The organism is Carboxylicivirga sp. M1479 (genome assembly GCF_007097485.1).
In the GTDB taxonomy this organism is placed as follows: Bacteria; Bacteroidota; Bacteroidia; order Bacteroidales; family Marinilabiliaceae; genus Carboxylicivirga.
The window spans coordinates 1-25,606 of the sequence record NZ_VKDE01000032.1 but is presented as its reverse complement, the minus strand read 5'-3'; the positions used below and the strand labels follow the sequence as shown (position 1 = coordinate 25,606).

Here is a 25,606-nt window from a genome sequence, read left to right as displayed (position 1 = left end):
CACTTATAAACATCGATTTTCTGCGTCATATTCGTTCGACATTACTTGTTCCGCGTTAAGCGGAAGCCCGCTCCCGAAAAATCGGGACTAGTTATGCCTTCACAAATAGTCCTTGAAACTCAATATTTATAAGCGATCTGAGCAATAAATTTCATGTCGAACTCGGGTTAGTACATCCAGTTAATGTAGATGCTAAAAACTACTTGCATTAACAAAAACACTACAACATTAAGCCTAATAGAATATTAACACAATTTTTAACCATCAAAAAGAGCTCAACTGCTTTTTGAATTCCTGCGATGATGTAACTATTTTAAAGTGTTTTGGAATAGCAGGCTGAACCTCTTTAATTTGTAATCCCATGACAAAAACGGGTATCCCTGAAATAGATTTGGCAATTTCATCCATTAAAGTCTCTAACTCTTCTTTTTTTCTGGCAGCTACAAAGGATGTAAACAAAGCATCAGCATGCCTAACATCTACCACTTCTTTTAAATCCTCAATGGGCACAGCTGCACCTAAATAAACCACATTAAATCCCTCTTTTCGGGCAATTAAGCTGTAAAAAAGCAGGCCAATTTCGTGCAACTCATTCTCAGGTAAGAAAAAGACAATATTCTTATCTGCCTTGGGAATAAAGTTTTGCATTTCGTTATCAATTGCCACAATCAGCTTTTGCCGTATCAGGTTAGATATAAAGTGCTCCTGAGCAGGGTTAATCGTGCCTGCCTGCCACAATATCCCTATTCTATCCAAAAACGGAAACAAGATGGTTTCTACCGTTGATTCAAAACCCAGCTTGATAATTGAATTGGTAAGAACATGGGTAAATTTCCCCTCATCCATTTCAAGCATTGCAACCAACAAGCTTTCGATTTGAACATCTGTATTGCGGGTATCCAGACAAAGGTCTATTACTCTTTCGCGCAATTGCGCTTCACTCATTTGAGCAATCTTGGAAATTTTATAACCATTTTGATTGAGAATAGATACATTCAGGATACGCTTCAGGTCATCGTCGTTATAAAAACGTATGTTAGTTGATGTACGCTGAGGTTCGATAAGGTTATAGCGACGCTCCCATATACGAATAGTGTGCGCTTTAATTCCCGAAATCTTTTCTAAATCTTTTATAGAGTAAAATGCCATATCTGGTTATAATTTCCTTTTTCTATTGCTGAACCTTTAACGCTTATTCGGCAAATAATGTTCACTTTAATTTTTATAGAGCCAAACAGAAATTCATTGTCATGATAAAATCGCTAAGTTCAGGATTATAAGAATATGTAAAGACCAATTAATCTTGTCACATGAGTAAATCCATCTTTTCAAAATTGAAGTAAGAAAAAAGGGGACCGTAAAAGTCCCCAATCAGCTCTACGTTTGAACCGACATTATTAAGGAACAATCACCTTGTCAATTACGTGAACTATTCCATTTTTACCTTGAATATCTGCCAAAACAACATTAATTGATCCATCGATTGTTACGCCGTTATCAATATTGACCATTAGTTTCTTATCTGTATTTAAAGTAGGTACATCGCCATTAGAAAGACTTGTTGAAGCCACATTACCATCAACCACATGCGCTAATAATATTGGTATTAAATCCTCCTTTGTTAAGGCATCAATACCTGAAATATTTAAGGCCTCGAACAAGGCTTCAAAAGCATCATTAGTTGGAGCAAAAACTGTAAAAGCACCCTCCCCTGATAAAACACCTGCCAAATCAGCTTTAACAACTGCTTCCACTAATATTGAAAAGCTTGAATTATCAATTGCGATATCTACTACTGTTGGTGGCATAATAACCTTATTAATAGCATGGATAATACCATTAGTGGCAACAACATCAGTAGCAATAACTTCACTGTCCGAATTTAGCATAACACCGCCATCGGTATCTACCTTAACACTTATTGCGCGATCGTAAGCGGTACTTAATGTTGGAAAATACCCTGACTCAACCATGGCAGCTGGTACAACATCGCCCAATGCATGATAAAGAATAACTGATGATAGCGTTTCTTTGGACAAATCATCTAAGCTTACACCGAGTTCGCTAAAGAACATATCAAAAGCGTCGTTAGTAGGTGCAAATACAGTAAACATTGACATATCATCATCTAAGGCTCCTGCCAAATCGGCTTTACTTACCCCTGCCACAAGTGAAGAAAATGCAGGATTAGCTATGGCATGATCAGTAATACTCATTGGCAAAATAACCTTATCAATTACGTGTATAATACCATTGTCAGTTTCAATATCGGTAGCCGTAATTTTTGCACGATTATTTATTTTAGCCATTTCCATATCAATGTATAAGGACAATCCGTATCCATCCTTAGGTCCAGCACTTAGGCTTGAGTAGTAACCCGTTTCAATCATAGAGGCTTTCTTTGAGCCCGATACAACATGGTACAGGAGTACACTTGTTAGTACTTCGTTTGAGATATCATCTAACCCGCTTGCACCTAACTCGCTTAGCAAATCTGCAAATGCTGCATTAGTTGGAGCAAAAACAGTATAACTAGCTTTCTCATCGGCTAAATCGTCAGCTAATCCAACTTTTTGAAGGGCAGCCACTAAAATACTGAAATCAGCATTACCAACCGCTACATCCGTTATCGTCATAGATTCTTCAGGCATAGGTTCCTCTTCTCCCGAATCATCATCGTCATCATCACAAGATACACTTACTAGTGAAACACTTAATAAAAGCATCATTACCCAAAGGTTTTTTCCTAAAAAATCTGTAAATCGTTTCATGTCCTTAATATTTAATTGTTTGTAAATGGTGATTTGAAAGGTAAACCTGATGGTTGATTTTTTGTTCATTCTTTTTTTATTTTTATTAAACACTATTAGCGAGTCAAAATAATAAACCTTAATAAACAGATGGTTATGATTATTATTTAGAATCATATTTCATCATGGAATTAGCTAATTATAATCCATCGCCATGTCTTAGAAAAAGATTAACTTTGCGACTTATCAGAAATTAAGGAGACGTATGATTCAATCAATGACCGGTTATGGTAAAGCTGTATGTGAGCTTCCAAATAAAAAAATAAGCATTGAAATTAAGTCACTAAACAGCAAGCAACTAGACTTAAATACTCGCTTTCCAAACCTCTATCGGGAAAAAGAAATTGCCGTAAGAAGTCTGGTTGGTAAAAAGCTATCTCGCGGCAAAATAGACCTGAGTTTTTATGTTGAATCAGCAACATCTGATAAAATTACCAAAATCAACAAGCAGGTTATTTCCAACTACTACAATCAACTACGCGAAATAGCTGATAATTTAAACGTTGGTGAAACTGACTTTTTAAAAACAATTATGCCACTGCCCGATACTGTTAAAATAGAATTAGCAGAGTTAGACGAATCTGAGTGGAAATCAATTGAAGTAACCTTAAAGGAAGCGATTGCTGATATCATTGATTTTAGAACTCGCGAAGGACAGGCATTAGAAGTAGATATCATACAACGAATTAAACTCATAGGCGAACTTTTAAAAGAGGTGCCGAATTACGAGTCTCAGCGTATTGAAAAAATAAAAACTCGCATAAGAGAAAACCTGGAAGAGTTAGGCCAAAGTAATAAAGTCGATGAAAATCGCTTCGAACAGGAAATCATCTTTTACCTTGAAAAGCTGGATGTTACTGAAGAGAAAGTTCGTTTAAGCAACCATCTGGAGTACTTTATGGAAACCATTGAAAACAACGATGTTGTTGGAAAAAAACTTGGTTTTATCACCCAGGAAATAGGTCGAGAAATAAATACCTTAGGATCAAAGGCCAATGATGCTGAATTACAAAAGGTTGTTATTCGCATGAAAGATGAATTAGAGAAAATAAAAGAACAAATACTTAATGTCCTTTAAGCTTATAAAAGCGCATAGTTAATAAAATGAAAGATTTCTGTTACCACACCACTGTTCATAAAAAAATGACGAAGAAAGGCAAACTGATTATCTTTTCAGCTCCATCAGGTTCTGGAAAAACAACCATTGTTCAGGCATTATTAAAAGAGGGTTTTGACCTTGGATTCTCTATTTCAGCAACAAGCAGACAACCACGAGGAAATGAAAAAGATGGTGTCGATTATCACTTTTTATCTCCCGATGAATTTAAGGCTAAAATTGAACAAGATGCTTTTTTAGAGTGGGAAGAAGTGTATACTGACACCTACTACGGCACACTAAAGAGCGAAGTAGAACGTATTTGTAGCACTGGTTGTAATATTGTGTTTGATGTTGATGTAGTAGGCGGTGTTAATATCAAAAAAATGTACGGTAACAAAGCCTTAAGCTTATTTATTCAGCCTCCATCGGTTGATGAGCTTCGAAAACGCCTTCAAAAACGGGGTACCGATAGCGAAGAAAAGATTAACATGCGCATAGCTAAAGCTGAGCGGGAACTCAAATATTCATCTGAATTCGATCAAGTGATTATCAATGATAATATTGATCAGGCATTAGAACATACAGCCAAAGCCATTCGAGAGTTTTTAAACCAATAAACCAATTGTGATAGAAGTAGGATTGTTTTTTGGATCATTCAACCCCATTCATATAGGGCATTTAGCATTGGCAAATTATATGCGAGAGTTTGAAAACCTGGATGAAGTATGGTTTGTCGTCAGTCCACAAAACCCTTTTAAACAATCCTCTGAACTTTTGGATGCCGAACTACGGCTGAAGATGGTTGACCTGGCAACGCAAGATCAGGAAAACTATAAAGCCATAGACATTGAGTTGCAGCTTCCCACTCCATCCTACACCATTAAAACACTTGATGCACTCAAAAGCCAATATGCCAATTACCAGTTTAGCATTATTATGGGTGCCGACAATGCGCAACGATTACACCATTGGAAATGTTACGATGAAATAATTAGTGAACATCAAATATTGATCTATCCAAGAACTGGTTATATAATTGATGAAGAAATACTACACCACAACGCCAGACTCACTAAGGCTCCTTTGGTAGAAATGGCTTCATCAAACATTAGAGAATGGATTCGAGATGGGAAAGAGACACCCTATCTCATCCCAGAGAGGGTTTACAATTTCATCAAACAGAAGAATTTATACAGATAAAAAGAATGGCTGATAACACACTTGTTAAACAGCCATTTCTCATTAACTAAAGGTATAAACTAATTCTTTTTGATTATTGCATAAACTGGGAAATGATCGCTATAGCCGCCATCATACCTATTTCCCACAAAAGTTCTAAAAGGATATCCTGCGTAATTTCCCTCTTTTACTTTCAACATAGCATGGTTATAAATATGGGCACTTTGTAGCTGCAAACTCGTACCATCTGAAAGCATATTCTGAGTAAAATGAATTTGATCAAACATATTCCAGAACCCTCTATAACAAAGCGTACCAACACCATCTTCGTGCATGTCGGCATACGGATTATACAAATCACTTGCTTGCATTTCACTGATTCCTACAGCCCTTAATACATCGTTAATACTCACATTCTGTGGATCGTCATTAAAGTCTCCCATCAACATCACGGGAGCTTTAGCATCAAGTTGCTGCAACGAGTCAACAATTGCTCTACTCAAATAGGCTGCATCTTTCCTTAAAGGTCTACTACGCTCTTCTCCACCATAACGCGATGGCCAATGATTAACTACAAAATGAATCTTCTCCCCCATGAGTTGTCCACTTACCAACAACTGATCGCGGGTAAAAATTCGATCTCCATCCTCGGCATCATAAATCATTAATGGAAGAGCTTTAAAATCATGTAGCACAAAGGCATCTGCTCTATATAGAAGAGCCACATCAATACCCCTTTTATCAGGCGAATCCTGATGCACAATCTGATAATTAAACTCTTTCAACAAAGGGTGAGCAACTAAATCGTTAATAACCCCAATATTTTCAAGCTCACAAAGTCCCATAACACTTGGAACTGAGTAGCCAGTTGAATCCCCAATACCGATAATTACCTGAGCGATCTTTTCCAACTTATCCTGATAGCGATTCGCATTCCATTCCTTAGCACCCTCGGGTGTAAATTCACCATCACGAACATCTACCGAATTGATTGTATCGAATAAATTCTCCACATTATAAAAACCAATAACAGCTGTTTGACTCTTATCTATCGGCTTGTTTTGGATGGAACATGCTGAAAAAAGCCATATTAGCAAGCTGACGAACAATAAAGGATATATTCTTAACATATTCATAGTAATTTCACGCACTAAAATAGTAAAATATCAACACACAAACACCGCTCAAGCATTAATTTTCAATTAGATATAAAATCCAACTAAAAAGCATCTCAAGACACACTAGACCCATTAGTCTAGGATTCAACTTCTTATTTAGTCTTAACATTAAAATGATTGAGATTTTTAATCCAAATAAATAAGTAGTGCTATTGCCCCTTTTTATTTTTTTTGTCAATTTGCATTAATAAACCACACAAACATCAATCTCACATAATTTGAATTTTCAAAATACAAAACGTTTTCATTCAACTTAAATATCATGGGTAGAGTATTAATTATTGGAGCGGGTGGCGTTGGCACTGTAGTCGCTCACAAAATGGCTTCATTGCCAAATGTTTTCACCAACATTCTACTAGCAAGTCGTACAAAAAGTAAATGCGATGCTATTGCTGAAAAAATTGGCAATAATAGAATTCAAACTGCGCAAGTAGATGCAGACAATGTGCCTGAACTTGTGGAACTAATTAATAGTTTCGAACCTGACATTGTGGTTAATGTAGCTTTACCATATCAGGATTTGACCATTATGGATGCCTGTTTAGAAACAAAAACAGCCTATTTGGATACGGCTAATTATGAGCCCTTAGACGAAGCTAAGTATGAATACAAGTGGCAGTGGGCCTACCAAGAGCGATTTAAAGAAGCCGGCATCACAGCTATTCTAGGTTGTGGTTTTGATCCTGGGGTAACTAGTATTTTTACAGCTCATGCCGCCAAACATCATTTTGACGAGATACATTACTTAGACATCGTAGACTGTAATGGTGGAGACCATGGAAAAGCATTTGCCACCAATTTTAACCCTGAAATTAACATTAGAGAAATAACTCAAAAGGGTAAATACTGGGAAAATGGTCAATGGATAGAAACGGAACCTCATGAAATTTGCAAATCACTTAGTTATCCAAATATTGGGGAACGTGATTCCTATCTAATATACCACGAAGAACTTGAGTCGTTATGTAAAAATTATCCAACTCTTAAGCGGGCTCGTTTTTGGATGACATTCGGACAAGAATATTTGACACACTTGCGAGTTATTCAAAACATTGGAATGGCTGGTATCAAACCAATCATGTACGAAGGTAAAGAAATTGTTCCCATCCAGTTTCTGAAAGCCGTTTTACCTGATCCTGGTGATTTAGGCGAGAACTACACTGGAGAAACCTCAATCGGTTGTCGTATTAAAGGCATAAAAGATGGTCAGGAAAAAACCTATTACGTCTATAACAACTGTAAACACCAGGATGCTTATGATGAAACAGGAGCTCAAGGCGTAAGCTATACAACCGGTGTTCCTGCAACCATAGGCGCCATGATGTATCTTCAGAATGCTTGGAAAAAGCCAGGTGTTTTTAATGTTGAAGAATTTAATCCTGATCCATTTATGGAGCAACTTAACAAATTAGGCTTACCATGGCACGAACAAGTTAACATTGATCTTGAACTATAATTCAAATCACCAATAAATAAAAAAATACTGCTTATGGCAGTATTTTTTTTGCCCTTTTATCAATTAAAAAATAACGTCTATTCACTACTTGCCCCCTCTCAGAGCGTACTCCCTCACCTCATTACCGTTAAATCAAGCCGAACACCCACATATAATAATATTTCAGACCACTCCTTATCACCATTAATTTGTAACAATATTGCTCTTTTTGCACCTCTTTACTTATTTTTTGTAAGTTTTTATTGCTTTTTAATAATGATTCATTACTTTTGAATCAAATATCATTACAATTACTCCATTACTAATTAAAAATAAGATTGTCATGTGTGGATTTGCAGTTTATACAGGAAGCGACAAAATGGACAAACTAAGATTTGCCCGCGAGTTTAAGAAGATTCAATATCGGGGACCAGACAACTCACTAACCCGAGATTTTGAAGATGATGGTTGGATGGGATTCCACCGTTTAAGCATTATGGATGTTTCGGAAAATGGTAATCAGCCATTGGTTTACAAGCACATTAATTTGGTATGTAATGGAGAAGTATATAATTATAATGCGCTAAAAACTGAGTACGAAGCATCGTTCGAATTCAAATCAAGTAGTGATTGTGAAGTTATCATTCCGCTTTTCTTAGAAAAAGGGATTGAAGAAACGGCCAAGTCTCTAGATGCAGAGTTCGTATTTGTCATCTACGACTCTGTAGCTAAAAAGTACTTTGCAGCCCGCGATCCAATTGGTATTCGTCCACTGTTTTATGGATATTCAAAAGCAGGGGATATACTTTTTGCCAGTGAAATGAAAACACTTCATGAATTATGCGAAGAAGTGAAACCATTTCCTCCAGGACATTTCTATGATGGCGAATCAATAAAGCAATACCGCGATATTTCAAAAGTAGAACAATTTGTTGATCATGAGCAGGATGAGATCTTTAAAAACATCAACCATTACCTGACAAAAGGAATTGAAAAGCGATTGACAGCTGACGTGCCAGTTGGTTTTCTATTGAGTGGTGGTTTGGATTCAAGTTTGGTTTGTGCCGTTGGAGCACGCATGCTCGATCAACCAATTAGAACTTTTGCGGTTGGTATTGAAGACGATCCAATTGATACCAAATATGCACGTGTGGTAGCCGATTATTTAGGCGCCGAACATACCGAGGTTCTTTTTAAGCGCAAAGACATCTTTGACTCATTAAGCCATCTGATCTATTGTATAGAATCATTCGACATTACAACCATCCGTGCTTCAATGGGCATGTACATGGTTTGTAAGTATGTAGCAGAAAATACTGACATTAAAGTACTAATGACTGGGGAAATAAGTGATGAAATATTTGGTTACAAATACACCGATTTTGCACCTACACCTGATGCTTTTCAAAAAGAAGCAGAAAAACGTCTGAAAGAAATTTATATGTACGATGTTCTTCGTGCCGATAGAAGCATCTCGTGCAACGGCCTGGAAGCTCGTGTACCTTTTGGCGATCTTGATTTTGTTGAGTATGTGATGAGTATTCAACCTGAACGAAAAATGAACTTTACAGGAATAGGAAAATATTTGTTGCGTAAAGCCTTTGAAGGCGATTACCTACCACAAGACATCCTTTATCGAGAAAAAGCAGCTTTCTCTGATGCGGTTGGTCATAGTGTGGTTGATTACCTTAAAGCATACGCTGAAGAGATGTATAGCGATGTAGAATTCGAAGCTAAAAAAGCACAATTCAAACACGCGCAACCAATCTCGAAAGAATCATTAATGTATCGAGAGTTATTTGAAGAACATTTCCCTGGCCGAAGTGAAACAATCAAAGATTTTTGGATGCCAAATAAGGAATGGGAAAACTGCGATGTGAACGATCCGAGCGCAAGAGTCCTTCCCAACTATGGTAAGAGCGGAGAATAAATAACAAAATAGCCATAAACAACGTCTGCAAAAGGCCGTACTCCTATCAAAAAAAGGAATTCGGCCTTTTGCATTTTCAAGTTCAGTTTCGTTACTTTTGTTTATAAAAGCGACTTCTTATGCCTATTGACTATAATAACGCACCATCCCCTTGCTATATTTTGGATGAACAACTATTCAGAAAGAATCTGCAATTAATTAAAGACGTAAAAGAGCAGGCTGGTATTGAAATCATCATGGCCTTTAAAGCATTTTCTATGTGGAGTGCTTTTCCAATTGTAAAAGAATACATTGGCAAAGCCACAGCAAGTTCCATACACGAAGCCAGATTGGCGTTTGAAGAAATGGGCAATAAAGCACACACCTACTCTCCAGCCTATAAAGAGGAAGAATTTAAAGAGATCCTATCCATGAGTAGTCACATCACTTTTAATTCTTTGTCGCAATTCAATAGTTTTAAAACAGACATCAACAGTACATCCGATAAGGTTTCAGTAGGTTTGCGCATCAACCCACAATTTAGCGACGTATCAACCGATTTATACAACCCATGTGCTCCAGGCTCGCGTCTTGGCATTATCGCTAGTCAATTACCCAAAGTACTCCCTTCAGAAATTGAAGGGCTACACTTCCACACTTTGTGCGAGTCAAGCTCTTATGATCTGGAAAACACATTAAACGCCGTAGAAGAGCGATTTGCCAGTTATTTGAAACAAGTTAAATGGATAAATATGGGGGGTGGCCACCTCATGACCAGAAAAGACTACGACACTCAGCACTTAATAAAGCTACTGAAGCAGTTTAAGGAAAAGTGGGATCTACAAATTATTCTGGAACCAGGCAGTGCATTCGCCTGGGAAACGGGCGATTTGATGTCTTCAGTGGTTGATATCGTAGAAAACGAGGGGATTAAAACCGCTATTTTAGATGTATCCTTTACAGCCCACATGCCCGATTGCCTCGAAATGCCTTATCAACCTGAAGTTGAAAATAGTATTAAGGGCGATATTGAGGGAAAGCACACCTATCGATTGGGAGGCAATAGCTGTCTGGCAGGCGATTTTATGGAGCATTGGTCTTTTGATCACGAATTACAAATAGGAGAACACATCATTTTTAAAGACATGATACATTACACAATGGTTAAAACAACCATGTTTAATGGCGTTCCTCACCCTGCAATCGCCATTTGGAATGAAACTGAAGTTTTAAAAGTCGTTAAGGAATTTACTTACGATGATTACAAAAGCCGTTTAAGTTGATTACTAACTGATTGTACCTTGCTGTTTCTTCACGATAAAATAAATATAAACACTCAGCAAGGCAGCGAACAAGCACCAAGTGGAAATCATGTATTTCAGATAAAACACTTTGGATACAACAAAGAGAAGCAACATTAGTATTCCCATATAATTAATGTGATTATTGCTTGAAAACACAAAGGGGAAAGCTGCTGGTAGCAAATAAAGTATTCCACTCCACCAATTTGTACTCTGAAAATGACCTACAGTATAGAAAATATGGTGCTGATCAATTTGAGCACTCACTTCATAAAACACCATTCGATAGGCTAATACAGCAAATAAAACAACACCTGTAGCCAATGAAAAACCAAGTAAGCGTTTTCGAATAGTATTTTTCTCTAATACATAAATGGATAAGGGCACCCAGACTGGCCAAATTAGTTGAGCAAAAATAAGAAAGCCATAGGTAGATACTCCTGCCAAATGCCCTAGCTTTTCATTTTCTAGCGCCAACCACAACCAACCTTCGCAAAATTGCTGTATACCAAAAAGCAATGGTATCATAGCAAACAAAAGCTGTTCTTTACTTTTACTCTTTTTTATTGCCAAGGCACCAACTGTTGTTATTACAGCACTGGCACCAAAACTAACTTCGGCCGAAAAACACATAGTTCATAGTTTAGGAGCTTAAATATAGAATTTTAGTCTTCAAAGAAAAAGAGCTCAAAAAAATATTTGGAGCTCTTTTTACTTGCTAGTTCATTTATTTAGTGGGGTACTTCCAAAAAAGCTCCCTCAATATCTCATCAGTTGCCCTAGTCTTTTTCTTTGCATTCGATGGCTGAACGATTCCTTCGGCACGACCTTCCCAAACCAATTGCTTATTACGTACATCAATCAAACTCACAATTAAAGTACCTTCGCTGTATTGATTCACATCAGTTGTTGAATACCAACCGCCCCAACCATAATAATAAGGTCCATATCCACCATAGTGCGTATTGGTTACAACCGTTTTTTCAACTGACGTTACATAACCATTAACCAATAAATCAGGCTGATCGGATAGTACATACCCAATCTTTTCTAATTCATTACTTATGGAATTTTTAATGCGCCGCTTATCAAAATCTCCAACCTTTATCTCATCAAAACTCTGACTAAAATTAAAAGTTTTATAGCCTCGGAAGTCAGCAGAAGGATCCCAGTCTGTTGTTACTTTAACAGAGGAACATGCACTTAGGAATAAGGCTATAAGTGCTAAAAAAGTTAACTTCTTCATATATCTCATATTAAATAAAAACTAAAAATATAACATCTAACTAAAGCAGCTTAGCGCCTTCTAAAACCTCCTGTTGGCCGTGTTGTTGGTCGTGTAGCCGGACGCGTTGCAGGAGTCGATGGCCTACTCCAGTTTTGTCTCATGTGCTCATTTGACCTGTAGTTATTATAATTAACAGGCGGAGCTTGTTTATTAGACGGACGTGTTGATGGAGTGGTAGATGGTCTTGTTGCAGGTTGCGTAGATGGTCTACTTTTCGGACGCGTTGAAGGACGTGTGGACGGCCCTTGAACTGGACGATCAGTACCTACAGCAGGTCTTTGACTTGGCCATTGTTTCGGCAATATATTACCACGGTTATTATCAATTTTCGCCAGATTGCTTCTATCAATTCGTGAGTTATTGTTGATATTAACATTAACGGTACGATTAAAGTTATAATATGAATGATGATGGCGATGAGCATGACGGTAATAATGGTACGACAAATGCGGATAACGATTAGGATAATAGTGATGATGCCAACCCACATACCAATACGATGGCATACCAATAAACACAACACCTCCACCAGGTCCATAGTAAAAACCTGTATGGTAATACCAAGGGTAAGGACGCCAATAAGGTGCACTGTACCAATAAGGATATCCATACCAGTACGAATAATGGTTGATATGAACCACCTCCACCTGTTCTGTTACAGGCTCTGAAATGTTTTTATTGGCTGATTCTTCGGCAGCAAACTGCTCGGCTGCCGCCAACATCTCCTCATAAGCCTCTGGATCCTCTTTGAGTTTTTGTTGATAATCGGCCAGCTCCTTTTCTTTCTGCGCTTTAATTTGATTATGCCACTCTTCCAACTTCAAATCCATTTCCTTAGGATACTGCTGATACACACTACCCGCCAAACGAGTAAACTCCAAATTATCGGCCATGGTCGACAAAACCTCAGGCGTACCAATTAAACGTTTAATACTCGATTGAAAATCGGAGTTATACTTTGAAATTAAATCATCAAAGTCCTTTTGCGTTTTATGATTCAAGTGCGCAATGGCATCTAAAGCCTTATAACGTTTTCGACCATACTCCATAGCCGATTCATGGATATCCTCAGGATAAGATAGGATCACATTTTGAATTTCCTTTTTCCTAAGTTTTCCCTCAATGGTTAATTCATCAATTAAATCGGGATAACGACTTAACTCATAAATACCAAACTGAGTATCGCGGTCATAGTCTTCAATTATGCCTTGAAAAGCATTTTGTGAACCTTGCTGTGTTTCTTTTAATGTAGATAAAACCTCAGGATGCTGGGCAACAATAAGGATATCGCGGCGCACACTAGCGTCATATGCAGCCAAATCTACAACCAGCGTACTATCCTTTTTAATTATTTCTTTGAACTTAGCCAGATCAGTCTGGGCCTCAGCTTGCCATGCAAAAAGGCACATCAGCAAAGCCACTAACATTACTGGTAATTGTTTTTTTAATCCCCTCATAGTCTATTGTTTTAAGCAGTATCGGTTATTTTGAATTTAGGCAGCACACCATTTGTTGAATCAAAAAATATGCCAGCATGAAGATATCTAAAATCGGCTTATTCTGAAGAATAATTCTAAAAAAACACACCTACACAAAACGTTACTTTCTACAATACAAAAAAACCGCTAAAACAAGATATAGACTCTCTTGCTTCAGCGGTTTTTCAATACCTTCTAATAGCTCTATTTTCTTTCCAAAAGCACTACGTTTTCAACATGGTGCGTATGCGGAAACATATCTACTGGCTGAACTTTTGTGACTTTGTATCGCACATCCATCAGATTTAAATCACGCGCCTGAGTAGCTGCATTACAACTAACGTACACAATACGATCAGGAGCCGTATTTAAAATCGTATTCACAACATCGGCATGCATGCCAGCTCGTGGTGGATCAACAATCATCACATCCGGATGCCCTAGCTCTTGAATAAAATCAAAATTGAGCACATCCTTCATGTCACCAGCAAAAAACACTGTGTTTTCAATGCCGTTTAATATAGAGTTCTTCTTCGCATCTTCAATGGCTTCAGGCACATACTCTACCCCTACCACCTTTTTGGCCTGACGTGCAACAAAGTTGGCAATTGTACCTGTTCCCGTGTATAAATCATACACTACCTCATTCTCTTTAATATTGGCAAAATCGCGGGTTACCTTATACAATTCGTAGGCCTGCTCTGAGTTGGTTTGATAAAAGGACTTAGGTCCGATCTTGAACTTCAAACCCTCCATCTCTTCAAAAATATGATCTCGACCACTAAACAGGATAATATCCTGATCAGTAATGGTATCATTCTTTTTTTCATTTATCACATACATTAATGATGTAATTTCAGGAAACTGCTCCTTTACATGATTCAACAGCGCCACTCTATTAGGCTCATCCTCATGAAATAAAGTTAGAATAACCATTAATTCTCCTGTCGAACTCGTACGAATAATCAAAGTTCTTAAAAAGCCCTCTTGCTGTTTTAAATCAAAAAATGTTAAGTCATTATCTAAAGCATATTCTTTAATTGCTAGACGAATGGCATTAGACGGATCGCGTTGTAAATAGCATTTTTTCACATCCTCAACCTTATCAAACATACCTGGAATATGAAATCCAACACCATTACGATGGGTAAATGACTCCTCACTACTTAGCTCTTCTTGCGACAACCAACGATTATTAGAAAAGGTAAATTCTAATTTATTACGGTAGAATTCGGTCTTCTCCGAACCCAGGATAGGCGAGCATTCAGGTAAATCTACTTTACCGATTCGTGCTAAGTTATTAAGCACTTCACGCTCTTTATACTTTAGTTGGTGCTCGTATGGTAAAGCTTGCCACTTACATCCTCCACAAACACCAAAATGCTCACAAAGCGGCTCTTGACGAATGGAGCTGTACTCATGAAAAAACACAGGAAAACCTTCGTAATAATTACGTCTCTTTTTCGTAACCTGCACATCCACTACATCGCCAGGCACAGCACGTTGTACAAATACCACCCGGTCGTCTAAACGAAACATGGCTTTTCCTTCTGCTGCTACATCTGTGATGGTTACCTTTTTTAATAAAGGTTTACTTTTTCGCGATCGTCCCACTGTATAAATATATTTTTCGGGCGCAAAATTAGGCAAAAAACTCAACAATAACGATTAATGTCTTTGAATAGAATGAGGAGTTAAGATTAAATACCATCTTATCTTTTATTTAAGAGCTGAGATTGGCGATAATTAACTATTTTTGTGGACCACAAAAGCAAAACATTAACCGAAATTACTATTTACATGGAACAAAAAGTATTGACTTACAAAAACATTGACACTACCATCTTAAAATCACTGCCTAATCCAAGCGGAGAAGCCTATGAGATTAAGATTAAGATACCTGAATTCACTTTTTTAGGCGTTAAAAATCAACCTGATTTTGCCGATGTTTTTATCACCTTTTATCCTAAGAAAAAAATTATTGAGTTAAAATCACTAAAGGAATACGTTCAGCACTTACGTAACATTACCGTATCATACGAGCGTTTGATTAATGTATTTTACGATCACATGGTTGAAGCTTATGATCCGGAACGCATTCGTGTAACCATGATTTGTAACCCACGAGGCGGCATTAGCTCTAAGCTAACCGTTGACTCGGACTGGAAAGTACGTGGTGGCAATGAGAAATTCAGCGACTGGAAAAATAACCTGGAAGATACATGGCAAGTGACCATGTAGAAAACATATTTAACACATAACAAAGGCGACCAATGGTCGCCTTTGTTGTTTATTTTATATTCGTTTCGTCGAAGGGATTTGCTTCGAAAGTATCAGTTTGTTGTTGGATAGTTGTTGGACCTGGCATTTCACCTGGTTTTTCTTCAGTGGAAGACATCAAAACCAGGCTAACATCCTGATCCACAACATACTTCTCTATACTTGGCCTTATATATCTCCTACGTATTTTCATCATCTCCAATTACTTGAACAAAGTAAATTAATAAAACTATCTAAGCAAAACTTTCTCTGTAATTAACATAGACCCTATCGTTACACGAACAATAAATAAACCTTTCTCTCTCAGATTTATTGTATTTAGTCCATTATTCATAAGATACCCTTGCTTAACTCTCTTACCATCGATAGTATAAACCTCATAAAGCTGCTTAATTAAATTGTCTCCATTTATATATATGGAGCTATCATGCGCATAAATGTTAATTAATTTGTTTTCGTTCCCATCAATACCAGTTACAACACCAACAGAAGAAAAGTGTAACGCAAAGCGATCGACGATTTTACCAATTTTATCAGATTCGAAATTATATTCAGACTGCTCTCTCAGGTTAATAAACTGGCCATCAAGATACTTATCTTCTAAATACACCTCATAATCATCTAAAATATTATCAATACTTTGCCTTCTAATGGAATAAGCACCTGTATTAGAAACCTTATAACCAATTGGAACAATTAATCCGTCATAAATTGATTTTTTGCAATCGATAGCAAAAGAATTAGATTCTTCATAAAAGAATAACTCTAGATAATTTTTATAATTTGTGAATCTTTTTTCAGCATCATACATATCGATGTAATCTTCAGCATCTTCAGTAAATGAAAGAATTGTTTCATCGATATAATCACCATTAACGCCAGCTAACTTTACCCTGGTAAATTCAACAGGTGCAGATTTTAGTATGCTTTTATTATTTGGAGACAATGCCGACTTTGGCATTGTTAATGAACCTATTGTTTCTCCTAGATTTACCTTTACGTAATACGCCTGATGTGTTGGAATTAGATTATCTAGACCATTCGTTCCACCACCTCCACTACTATATGTTGCATACAATCCATAATTAGAAGGATCATTTAAAAACACCCAATAAGCATTATTGATATTTACTTTATGCCCTAAAGCAATTTGATTCCAATCTATAGCTGCCGTATATGGATTCCCGACAAGATTCCATCCATATCCCTCTCCGTCAGTTCGGGTTAAAGGAACAGAATAACTGGAGCTCTGGTTAAGTGCACCTTTAAATTCAATATCAACACTTGTATATAAACCATAACCTCGCCCTATAGAAAGCACATCGTTGTCACCTAATTTAGGCCAGCTATCAGTTGGGTTATCAAAAACATAGATAGCATTATCAACACCCATGTTAGATTTCGTAGCACCAACAACTGGTGAAGAAAGATGATATCCACGCGTACTAGACATAATCGCCTGTTGTATGGACACCTTGGAAGGATCAACATTTATTGAAGTTGACCCATTATCTATAATCGAAGCATTACCTGCTCCTGTCGTTGAAGATCCCATTGTTAAGGTCTCGTTGATAATCAAGCTACCAGTATTTTCAATCTCTAAGGATGCACCCGATTCAATACTTATATGCCCAACAGTAATATCTGTTGATATTATTGGCATATTCGTAATCGGCACTCCTCCATCAGCATAGGGAATATGAACACTACTACCAGGGTTAAAATTACCATCCCAATTTTGATTGACTGTCCATACCGACGACTGATTTCCATTCCAGACCACAACATTGGTGGTATTAAATGAAGCTTTTGACGAACTCAATTGCTCATTGTCAAAATAATCTTCAACAGCTAAGATGGTAATATCGTAACCTGAGTTTTCGTTCAGTGGCACATTTGGCGTAATAGTAATAACTTGTTTTTCATCATCAATACTTGCCGTAAAGTCAACTGGATTAGCTGGATTTAAATTAAATAAAATTAGGCTTGCGACATTTGTATCATCTATAATTGTACCATTAGTCATGCGAACGGGTTCATCAAAAGTAATGACAACCTTAGCTAATATCGAAACGTCGTTGGCTCCATCAATAGGATCAAAAGAGGTAATAGGAGCAATTCTTTCGAGAGTTGTAAAAGATGTTATTCCAATTTCAGAATCCAGCGAATTTACATCATCAGTTGTTACAGCGTATACATAATAAGTAGTCTCGGCATCGTATAATTCATGATCTGATACATCTATCGCATCATTAAATTCGGCACTAGCTGTTTCAATAGCAACACTTCCGCTTGCATAACTTGCTGGGCTGCCTGTTGCATCTTGACCAGCTTTTATTTGAGCAATTGTTGGCTCGGTATTATTATCAGTTACAACATAATAACATGTGCCTATTTTATCAACTTGCCCAACAAATTCAACTGATATTGGAGACACATTACGCGTTAATGGATATCCATTTGCCCAAACAGGATTGGCGACCGTTGTAAAACGCCATCCTGTAGAGGATGTGATGCCAGTAAAAGTTTCTTCACTAACAAATGATTTAACCAGGCCACTAGGAATAATAACATGATATTCTGTACCAACAGCTAAGGTTGAATATGGTGTTATATTTAAACGGTCACTCACCATTAAATTGCCATCAAAAACTAAATTACCATCCTTAAAACCAGGCGAAACAATAAATTCATCAATGGTGGCACCTCCTTGTCTTAATAATATTTTATACTCAGCCAATGGATCAATAAATTCTACATCTTGATTGAACGTCAATTGCAACAAGGGATTTATAGTAACATTTGAATCATCTTGTAGTGGATTATATAATGTCACTGATAAAGGAGATGCAGTTATAAAAGACAGTTCACCACCACCACCTATATAATTACCAAAAGGAGGAGTAGCAATAGCTTCATATAAATAAGCCGTAAAAAAGTATTCTGTATTACTGAATAGTTCAGCATCTGTTATCAAAGGGAAATCAGCTGTTGTTACACCACTAATATTGTTACTTTTAATGTAATTCTGCAAAAGATCACCAGCGGGACCATAATAGTACTCCACATAATAGCTTTTACCTACATCCAAACCTGATGCTGTGGCATTTAAGGTAGCTCCATTAATCGTGATGTTTGTTGCTGCATTCGTACTAATGCCTGTTAAAACAACTTCTGTAGTAAAAGACATTTCAGAACCACTACCTATATAATTGTAAAAAGGAGGGGTATCAGTATCTTCGAATAAATAAGCCGTAAAAAAGTATTCTGTATTACTGGATAGTTCAACATCAGTTAACAAAGGGAAATTTGCAGTTGTTACACCACTAACATCGTCACTTTTTATATTATTCTGTAAAAGATCGCCAGCTGGTCCGTAATAATACTCTACATAATAAGTTTTCCCAACATCCAAACCTGATGCCGTCGCATTTAATGTAGCACCATTAGCAGTGATGTTTGTCGCTGCGTTAGTTATAATACTTTGCCCCCACCCTACATTACTAAAACTCAACAATACCAATAAACCTACTAAAGCGTATATATTTTTCATAATCTCTTATTTTTCAAGAACTACAAATGAATCCGAAAGATACTAAAATGCCTTAAGCTACAATCGAATTGTTTTGTTAAACAAGCCTTATCTTCTCAATCTTTGACGAACAACTCCATTATCTTTATAATCGTACAAATTTACTTGATAAGTGTTAGTCTTGTCAAGTAGTCGTAATGATCACCATCGGCCAGATTTTCAAAAGCAAAACCATTCTCTTTGGCCTTCAATGCTAACAAGGCTGGATCGATAAATAACCACTCAAATGCACTCGTTTTATGATCTTTATATGACATTGTATACATAACTTCTCCGTAATAAGTTTCATCGGGCAAATCACAATAGCTATCTTCATCAATATACAAGTATCGTAAATCGGAACTATCGAGTATTACCTGTCCCTTAGGGGCTAGGTATTCTTTGAGTTTATTAAAGAATGTGGGCAGATGATCTACAGCCGCTGCCAAACCAATTCCGTTCATCATCAGCAAAATGGTATCATACTTCACTTCGGGCTCATAAGCGTAAAAATCTTCATTGATCACCTCTTTCACACCCCGCTGCCTGGCTACCTGACAACAGCCGTAGGACACATCCAAGAGGGTCACATCCATTCCTTTTCTCTGCAGTTCCAAAGAATGCGAACCTACACCTCCACCAAGATCAAGCACTTTTCCCTGACAATGATTCAGTCCCTTTTGCTCAAGAGTGGGCATATTAGCAAAATCACGAAATAAGTAATCCACTGGTATCACATCATCCTCCACAATATTCGACTGTACCTGTATTTCCAATTGGCGCTTACCCTTTAAATGATCAAGAGCTGCCTGCCCTAGCGGATCATTCAGTATTTCTTCTCCCATATATTAATTTATGTGGCACAAAAATACTATTTAGAAAAATGATTACCAAGTTGTTCGGCAACACATCCTAACACCATCTTAATGTATTCGGCTCCTATTGTCTCCCGCTTCGTAACGAACTACTACTTGCTGCACAGCAGCTTCGGCATTTGCTCGGCAACTCATCGGCATCTGTTCGGCATTTGTTCGGCTATACGCGCGTTGTCGATGAAATGCCGAACAAGTATCGATGAAGTGTCATTGAAATGCCGATTTTGCTAGCTTGATGGTATCTAGCAAGTACAAGTGAAGCTGCAATAGAATCAAAACACTATTCCACTCCCCTAATCACAAATTACAAATAAGGCCATTTAAAGCCATCAACATAGGCTCGTAAGGCAAAGCATCCAGAATCTATTTTGATTTAAAATCCTGCCGATAATTGCCAAACGAATTTTTGATGTTATGAGCCTAGTTAAGCCACTAATAATTCGGACACAAAAAAGACAGGTAATATTTACCTGCCTCGCTCATTTATTTTATGTAATATCTAGCAATAGCGCCCTAAACGTTTTTATTAATTTCTCGAGACGTCTTGTTGCGAACCGGCCTCAGCCAGTGAGCCAAAAAACAGGGTTGAAATGACGGTTAAAAATTGTTTTTCTGTTTAAGCACTTTGAGGAACGAAAAAGTGTGAGTTTGAAACAATTTCAGTCATTAATCCTAGTTTTTTGAGTGAAATGGGTGCAGCCGGCGGACTTTTTGCTTACTTTTTTGACTGTAGAAAAAAGTAAGAGCCTTCACGGCTTGAGTGAAAAATAATTAGGACAACATTGATTATCTAGGTCTAAAAACTCAGTTCTTTTAGTCCCTTAATAGTTGCTTCCGGGTCTGCTGATTTAAACACATAACTACCAGCCACTAATACATCGGCTCCTTTTTCTACCAATTGAGCAGCATTTGAGTTATCCACACCTCCATCAACCTGAATGAGTGCACGGCTATTTTTCCTTAATACAAGCTCTTTAAGTTTCTCAACTTTCTCGTAGGTATTTTGAATAAATTTCTGCCCTCCAAAACCAGGGTTTACCGACATCAGTAAAACCAAGTCTAATTCACTCACGATATCTTCTAAAACCGAAATTGGCGTGTGTGGATTTAAAGTAACACCTGCTTTCATACCACTGGCATGAACAGTTTGCACTGTACGGTGCAAATGCGTACTGGCCTCGTAGTGCACGTTAAAAATATCTGCACCCGCCTTTTGAAAGGTTTCAATATAACGCTCTGGCTGTGTAATCATTAAATGAACATCAAACGGTTTTTGCGCCAATGGTTTGATCGCTTCCAAAACAGGAATGCCAAATGAAATATTAGGCACAAAAACACCATCCATAATATCCAGGTGAAACCAATCAGCTTCACTTCGGTTTATCATTTCAATGTCTTTCTGTAAATTACTAAAGTCGGCGGCCAATAATGACGGTGCAATTAAGTGCTTCATTTTAATAACGGTTCGTTAATCCATAAAAAAAGTGTGCTGCAAAAATACAACACACACATTTAATTCGATATGATATTTAACATCTATTTTTTACTGACCTAAAAAAGAACGCAATATCTTACTGCGATACGTATTCTTCAAACGTTTGATAGCCTTCTCTTTAATTTGTCTCACACGCTCACGCGTTAGGTTAAAGAGCTTTCCAATTTCTTCAAGTGAATAAGGAGGTTCTCCTCCTAATCCATAATACAACTTAATAATATCCGATTCGCGGGTTGATAAGGTGGCTAATGAACGATCAATCTCCTGACGCAAGGAATCATCCAGCAAATGAGTATCTGGGCTTAATGAATCGTTAGAAAGAAGCACATCATACAAAGTATTGTCTTCATCCTTTTTTAAAGGGGCGTCCATTGACACATGACGCGACGAAACCTTTAGGGCCTCTTTTACCTCTTTAGGAGCTATTTCTAGAATTTTTGCGATCTCATCTGCAGTCGGTTCACGTTGAAAATCCTGCTCTAAACGTGAGAATGCATTATTAACTTTATTTATTGATCCTATTTTATTCAAAGGTAGGCGCACAATACGTGCCTGCTCAGCTAAAGCCTGTAATATCGACTGTCGAATCCACCAAACAGCATAACTAATAAACTTAAAACCACGGGTTTCATCAAAGCGTTGAGCAGCTTTTATCAAGCCCAAATTCCCCTCGTTAATTAAATCGGGCAAGCTTAATCCTTGATTTTGATATTGCTTAGAAACAGAAACAACGAAGCGCAAATTGGCATTTATCAGTCGCTCTAGGGCTTTATTATCTCCTTGTTTGATCTTTTTTGCCAATACAACTTCTTCATCGGCATTGAGCAGTTTAACCTTTCCTATTTCATGTAAATATTTGTCTAGCGACGGCGTCTCACGGTTAGTTACTTGCTTCGTAATTTTAAGTTGTCTCATATCGAATCAGTTATGTTTGGTCCCGGCAATTAATTAAACACTCATTTTAAGTATTTTGTTTAAAGCACTTTTAAAATTGCATTTTTTTTAAGGACTTACAAAGTGATTGACAATTAAAATAATACAGTTAATTCATTAATTTGACTAAAATGTTTTGTGAGTAGATAAACTTTCCATAAATTTGCATGAATCATAATTGAGGCCTGTCAGGTTCTCAATCCTATATTTTACTTTCAAGTAGTATAAATTCAGAATACAATTATCCAAAAGATTTCTCTTTAAAATACTGTCGTTATAGTTATGTATGATATACTAGAACTTAATAAAAAGCTATTGACAGAACTACGTCAAATAGCAAAAGAGCTTAATGTTAAGCGCGTTGAATCCTTTAAAAAACAGGATTTAGTTTACAAAATACTTGATGAACAAGCCATTCAGGTATCGGGTGATAAAAAACCTAAAAAAGACAAACCTACAGAGCGTAAGCCTCGCTCCAAGCGACCACGTACTCAACGTCCTGATTCTCCTGTCGCTTCATCTGTACAGTCAAAAGTAGCCGAAGCAGCTGCTGCTGTAAAAAATGACGAAGTCAAGAAAGAGGAAGTTGAAAAGCCAGCCAAGAAAGAACCCGTTAAAAAGGAGCCTTTAAAGAAAGAGTCGCCTAAAGCGGATAAAGAACCACAGGAAACCAAAGAGGCAGCACCTGTAAAGGAAGCTCAAGTAGCTCCTGAAGAAAAGACTGAAACAATTGAAGAAAAAATTGCTAAGTCAAAACCTCAAGAGGAAAAGGCTCCTGCTCAAAAAGATTTTAAACGTCGTGACGATCGCGAAAACCGTGATAATCGCAACCGTCAGCAGGATAATCGTCAGCAAGACGATAAACGTCGTCCTCAAAACGATAGAGGACGCGACAACAGACGTCAAGACCGAAACGATAAGCAGTACGAATTCGAAGGCATCATTTCAGCCTCTGGCGTACTAGAGATAATGCCTGACGGATATGGTTTCTTGCGTTCATCTGATTATAATTATTTAAACTCACCAGATGATATTTACGTATCGCAGTCGCAAATAAAATTATTTGGACTAAAAACTGGTGATAGTGTATTGGGTACTATCCGTCCTCCAAAAGAGGGTGAAAAGTACTTTCCTTTAATTAAGGTAGAGCAGATTAACGGAAGACTTCCGGCAATTGTTCGCGACCGTGTACCATTTGATCACTTGACTCCAATTTTCCCGGATGAAAAATTTGATTTGACTACCGGTCCTAAAGCCAACATGTCATCACGTGTAGTTGACATGTTCTCCCCTATTGGAAAAGGACAGCGCGGATTGATTGTGGCACAACCTAAAACTGGTAAAACGGTGTTACTAAAAGATGTGGCCAATGCTATTGCAGCTAACCATCCTGAGGTATACATGATTATCTTGTTAATTGACGAACGTCCTGAAGAAGTAACCGATATGGCTCGTAGCGTAAATGCCGAAGTTGTATCATCTACTTTTGATGAACCGGCAGAACGTCATGTAAAAGTTGCCAACATTGTGCTTGAGAAAGCCAAGAGAATGGTTGAATGTGGTCACGATGTGGTGGTTCTTCTTGATTCAATCACACGTTTAGCACGTGCTTACAATACTGTTTCACCAGCATCAGGTAAAGTATTATCGGGTGGCGTTGACGCCAATGCTTTGCACCGTCCTAAGCGTTTCTTTGGTGCTGCTCGTAACATCGAAAACGGTGGTTCTTTAACAATTATTGCAACAGCCTTAACTGAGACTGGATCTAAGATGGATGAAGTGATATTTGAAGAATTTAAAGGAACAGGTAACATGGAGCTTCAATTGGATCGTAAACTATCTAATAAGCGTATATTCCCTGCTGTTGATGTCAACCTATCAAGTACGCGTCGTGAAGATCTGCTGATTGATCCTGAAATGATGAATCGCATATGGATATTACGCAACTACTTATCTGACATGACGCCTGTTGAGGCTATGGGATTCTTACAGGATAGGATGAGAAAAACGAAATCTAACGAGGAATTCTTAATATCGATGAACGATAATTAGGAATCTTTGATACTCAATAATACAAAAGCGGAATGAATAACATTCCGCTTTTTTTATGCCTACAATTTGGCGCACTCACGAACACTTCTCCCCAATTACCCAATCTTAATGCAAATAGACTGACTTTATATAATAAAAGCATTACTTCCTTTCCTCATCTTCTTTGCGTATTTTTATTGACTGAAAAATCAGTGCATGCTTATGGTTTGTATTTATTAAATCATTCTCAATAAAACCGAATTGTACTGAAATTTAAACTTAAGCAAAGCATAAAGAACTTTGTAAACATATAAAATGAAACGAGCCATGAGAATAGCTTCTCACGCAGTAGCATGATTGAATTTGGCAAGTTCCATCCCGATAAAACGGGACAAGTAGTGGCAATAAAAACAAAATTTATACACATGAAACGACCATGTAAATTTGATTATCCAAATTTTCACACAGGGGGATGATAAAATTTACTTGAGAGTTCCATATGGCAAATGAAAGCAAATTATAATCATATGAAACGAGCCATGAGAATAAGTTCTCACACAAGAGTATGATTGATTTTGGCGAGTTCCATGTGGCAATAAAAACAAAATTTAAACACATGAAACACCCATGGCAAGTAAATTTGGCACACAGGGGGATGATTATTGGAGGTAATTCGGAACTTAGTGAATAAAAGAAGGCATGGCTACGACAAATAACAACATAGAGTTTGAGCAAGTCATTGAA

Annotated in this window: 20 protein-coding genes; 8 read left to right on the top strand and 12 right to left on the bottom strand. The window is 37.3% G+C overall.

Annotated elements, in window-relative coordinates:
* Nucleotides 1-264: 264 nt before the first annotated feature.
* Both FNN09_RS17370 and FNN09_RS17365 read right to left on the bottom strand, forming a co-directional pair.
* Entirely contained in the window at nucleotides 265-1,149 is an 885-nt protein-coding gene (locus FNN09_RS17370; RefSeq protein ID WP_143303751.1) for a MerR family transcriptional regulator, read from the bottom strand.
* A gap of 248 nt (nucleotides 1,150-1,397) precedes the next feature.
* Nucleotides 1,398-2,771: a fasciclin domain-containing protein gene (locus FNN09_RS17365; RefSeq protein WP_143303750.1), complete on the bottom strand. Its 1,374-nt coding sequence runs from the start codon at nucleotides 2,769-2,771 to the stop codon at nucleotides 1,398-1,400.
* A gap of 244 nt (nucleotides 2,772-3,015) precedes the next feature.
* Between FNN09_RS17365 and FNN09_RS17360 the strand changes: the two genes are divergently transcribed.
* The 3 genes from FNN09_RS17360 to nadD are packed head-to-tail and all read left to right on the top strand — an operon-like array spanning nucleotide 3,016 to nucleotide 5,109.
* Entirely contained in the window at nucleotides 3,016-3,888 is an 873-nt protein-coding gene (locus FNN09_RS17360) for a YicC/YloC family endoribonuclease (RefSeq protein WP_143303749.1), read from the top strand.
* 26 nt (nucleotides 3,889-3,914) lie between these two features.
* Nucleotides 3,915-4,526, top strand: a complete 612-nt coding sequence (gene gmk, locus FNN09_RS17355) for a guanylate kinase (protein WP_255434158.1) — start codon at nucleotides 3,915-3,917, stop codon at nucleotides 4,524-4,526.
* 7 nt (nucleotides 4,527-4,533) lie between these two features.
* Nucleotides 4,534-5,109, top strand: coding sequence for a nicotinate (nicotinamide) nucleotide adenylyltransferase (gene nadD, locus FNN09_RS17350; RefSeq protein WP_143303748.1), 576 nt, complete (start codon nucleotides 4,534-4,536; stop codon nucleotides 5,107-5,109).
* A 59-nt stretch (nucleotides 5,110-5,168) separates the two neighbouring features.
* Here the strand turns inward: nadD and FNN09_RS17345 are convergent, their stop codons facing one another.
* Nucleotides 5,169-6,218, bottom strand: a complete 1,050-nt coding sequence (locus FNN09_RS17345; protein ID WP_143303747.1) for an endonuclease/exonuclease/phosphatase family protein — start codon at nucleotides 6,216-6,218, stop codon at nucleotides 5,169-5,171.
* A 310-nt stretch (nucleotides 6,219-6,528) separates the two neighbouring features.
* On the opposite strand from FNN09_RS17345, the gene FNN09_RS17340 reads away from it, so the two are divergent.
* From FNN09_RS17340 to nspC, 3 genes are all read left to right on the top strand, one after another.
* Nucleotides 6,529-7,722, top strand: a complete 1,194-nt coding sequence (locus tag FNN09_RS17340; RefSeq protein WP_143303746.1) for a saccharopine dehydrogenase family protein — start codon at nucleotides 6,529-6,531, stop codon at nucleotides 7,720-7,722.
* Nucleotides 7,723-8,044: 322 nt separating this feature from the next.
* Nucleotides 8,045-9,631, top strand: a complete 1,587-nt coding sequence (gene asnB / locus FNN09_RS17335) for an asparagine synthase B (protein ID WP_143303745.1) — start codon at nucleotides 8,045-8,047, stop codon at nucleotides 9,629-9,631.
* Nucleotides 9,632-9,750: 119 nt separating this feature from the next.
* Nucleotides 9,751-10,893 carry a carboxynorspermidine decarboxylase gene (gene nspC, locus FNN09_RS17330; protein WP_143303744.1) on the top strand — a complete coding sequence of 381 codons (1,143 nt, stop codon included), beginning with the start codon at nucleotides 9,751-9,753 and terminating at the stop codon, nucleotides 10,891-10,893.
* Between the two features lie 3 nt (nucleotides 10,894-10,896).
* Here the strand turns inward: nspC and FNN09_RS17325 are convergent, their stop codons facing one another.
* From FNN09_RS17325 to rlmD, 4 genes are all read right to left on the bottom strand, one after another.
* Nucleotides 10,897-11,544, bottom strand: coding sequence for a DUF6629 family protein (locus FNN09_RS17325; RefSeq protein WP_143303743.1), 648 nt, complete (start codon nucleotides 11,542-11,544; stop codon nucleotides 10,897-10,899).
* A gap of 94 nt (nucleotides 11,545-11,638) precedes the next feature.
* On the bottom strand, nucleotides 11,639-12,157 hold the full coding sequence (locus FNN09_RS17320) for a DUF4136 domain-containing protein (RefSeq protein ID WP_185969053.1): 519 nt from the start codon (nucleotides 12,155-12,157) through the stop codon (nucleotides 11,639-11,641).
* 50 nt (nucleotides 12,158-12,207) lie between these two features.
* The gene (locus tag FNN09_RS17315; RefSeq protein WP_143303741.1) at nucleotides 12,208-13,656 is read right to left on the bottom strand and encodes a DUF3300 domain-containing protein; all 1,449 of its coding nucleotides are present in this window, start codon (nucleotides 13,654-13,656) and stop codon (nucleotides 12,208-12,210) included.
* Between the two features lie 225 nt (nucleotides 13,657-13,881).
* Nucleotides 13,882-15,291, bottom strand: a complete 1,410-nt coding sequence (gene rlmD / locus FNN09_RS17310; RefSeq protein WP_143303740.1) for a 23S rRNA (uracil(1939)-C(5))-methyltransferase RlmD — start codon at nucleotides 15,289-15,291, stop codon at nucleotides 13,882-13,884.
* Between the two features lie 186 nt (nucleotides 15,292-15,477).
* On the opposite strand from rlmD, the gene queF reads away from it, so the two are divergent.
* On the top strand, nucleotides 15,478-15,918 hold the full coding sequence (gene queF, locus FNN09_RS17305) for a preQ(1) synthase (protein WP_143303739.1): 441 nt from the start codon (nucleotides 15,478-15,480) through the stop codon (nucleotides 15,916-15,918).
* Nucleotides 15,919-15,967: 49 nt separating this feature from the next.
* Here queF and FNN09_RS17300 read toward each other — a convergent pair whose 3' ends face one another.
* The 5 genes from FNN09_RS17300 to FNN09_RS17280 all read right to left on the bottom strand — a co-directional run bounded on the left by FNN09_RS17300 (nucleotide 15,968) and on the right by FNN09_RS17280 (nucleotide 22,813).
* A complete protein-coding gene (locus FNN09_RS17300) occupies nucleotides 15,968-16,153 on the bottom strand; it encodes a hypothetical protein (RefSeq protein ID WP_143303738.1) in 186 nt (61 codons plus the stop codon).
* 33 nt (nucleotides 16,154-16,186) lie between these two features.
* Nucleotides 16,187-19,510 carry an Ig-like domain-containing protein gene (locus FNN09_RS17295; RefSeq protein ID WP_143303737.1) on the bottom strand — a complete coding sequence of 1,108 codons (3,324 nt, stop codon included), beginning with the start codon at nucleotides 19,508-19,510 and terminating at the stop codon, nucleotides 16,187-16,189.
* Between the two features lie 140 nt (nucleotides 19,511-19,650).
* Nucleotides 19,651-20,373 (bottom strand): bifunctional 2-polyprenyl-6-hydroxyphenol methylase/3-demethylubiquinol 3-O-methyltransferase UbiG, encoded by a 723-nt coding sequence (locus FNN09_RS17290; RefSeq protein ID WP_143303736.1) that lies wholly within the window; start codon nucleotides 20,371-20,373, stop codon nucleotides 19,651-19,653.
* 826 nt (nucleotides 20,374-21,199) lie between these two features.
* Nucleotides 21,200-21,856, bottom strand: coding sequence for a ribulose-phosphate 3-epimerase (gene rpe / locus FNN09_RS17285; RefSeq protein ID WP_143303735.1), 657 nt, complete (start codon nucleotides 21,854-21,856; stop codon nucleotides 21,200-21,202).
* 90 nt (nucleotides 21,857-21,946) lie between these two features.
* A complete protein-coding gene (locus tag FNN09_RS17280; protein WP_143303734.1) occupies nucleotides 21,947-22,813 on the bottom strand; it encodes an RNA polymerase sigma factor RpoD/SigA in 867 nt (288 codons plus the stop codon).
* 300 nt (nucleotides 22,814-23,113) lie between these two features.
* Here FNN09_RS17280 and rho point away from each other — a divergent pair, with 300 nt between their 5' ends.
* A complete protein-coding gene (rho, locus tag FNN09_RS17275) occupies nucleotides 23,114-24,883 on the top strand; it encodes a transcription termination factor Rho (RefSeq protein ID WP_143303733.1) in 1,770 nt (589 codons plus the stop codon).
* The last annotated feature ends 723 nt before the right edge of the window (nucleotides 24,884-25,606 follow it).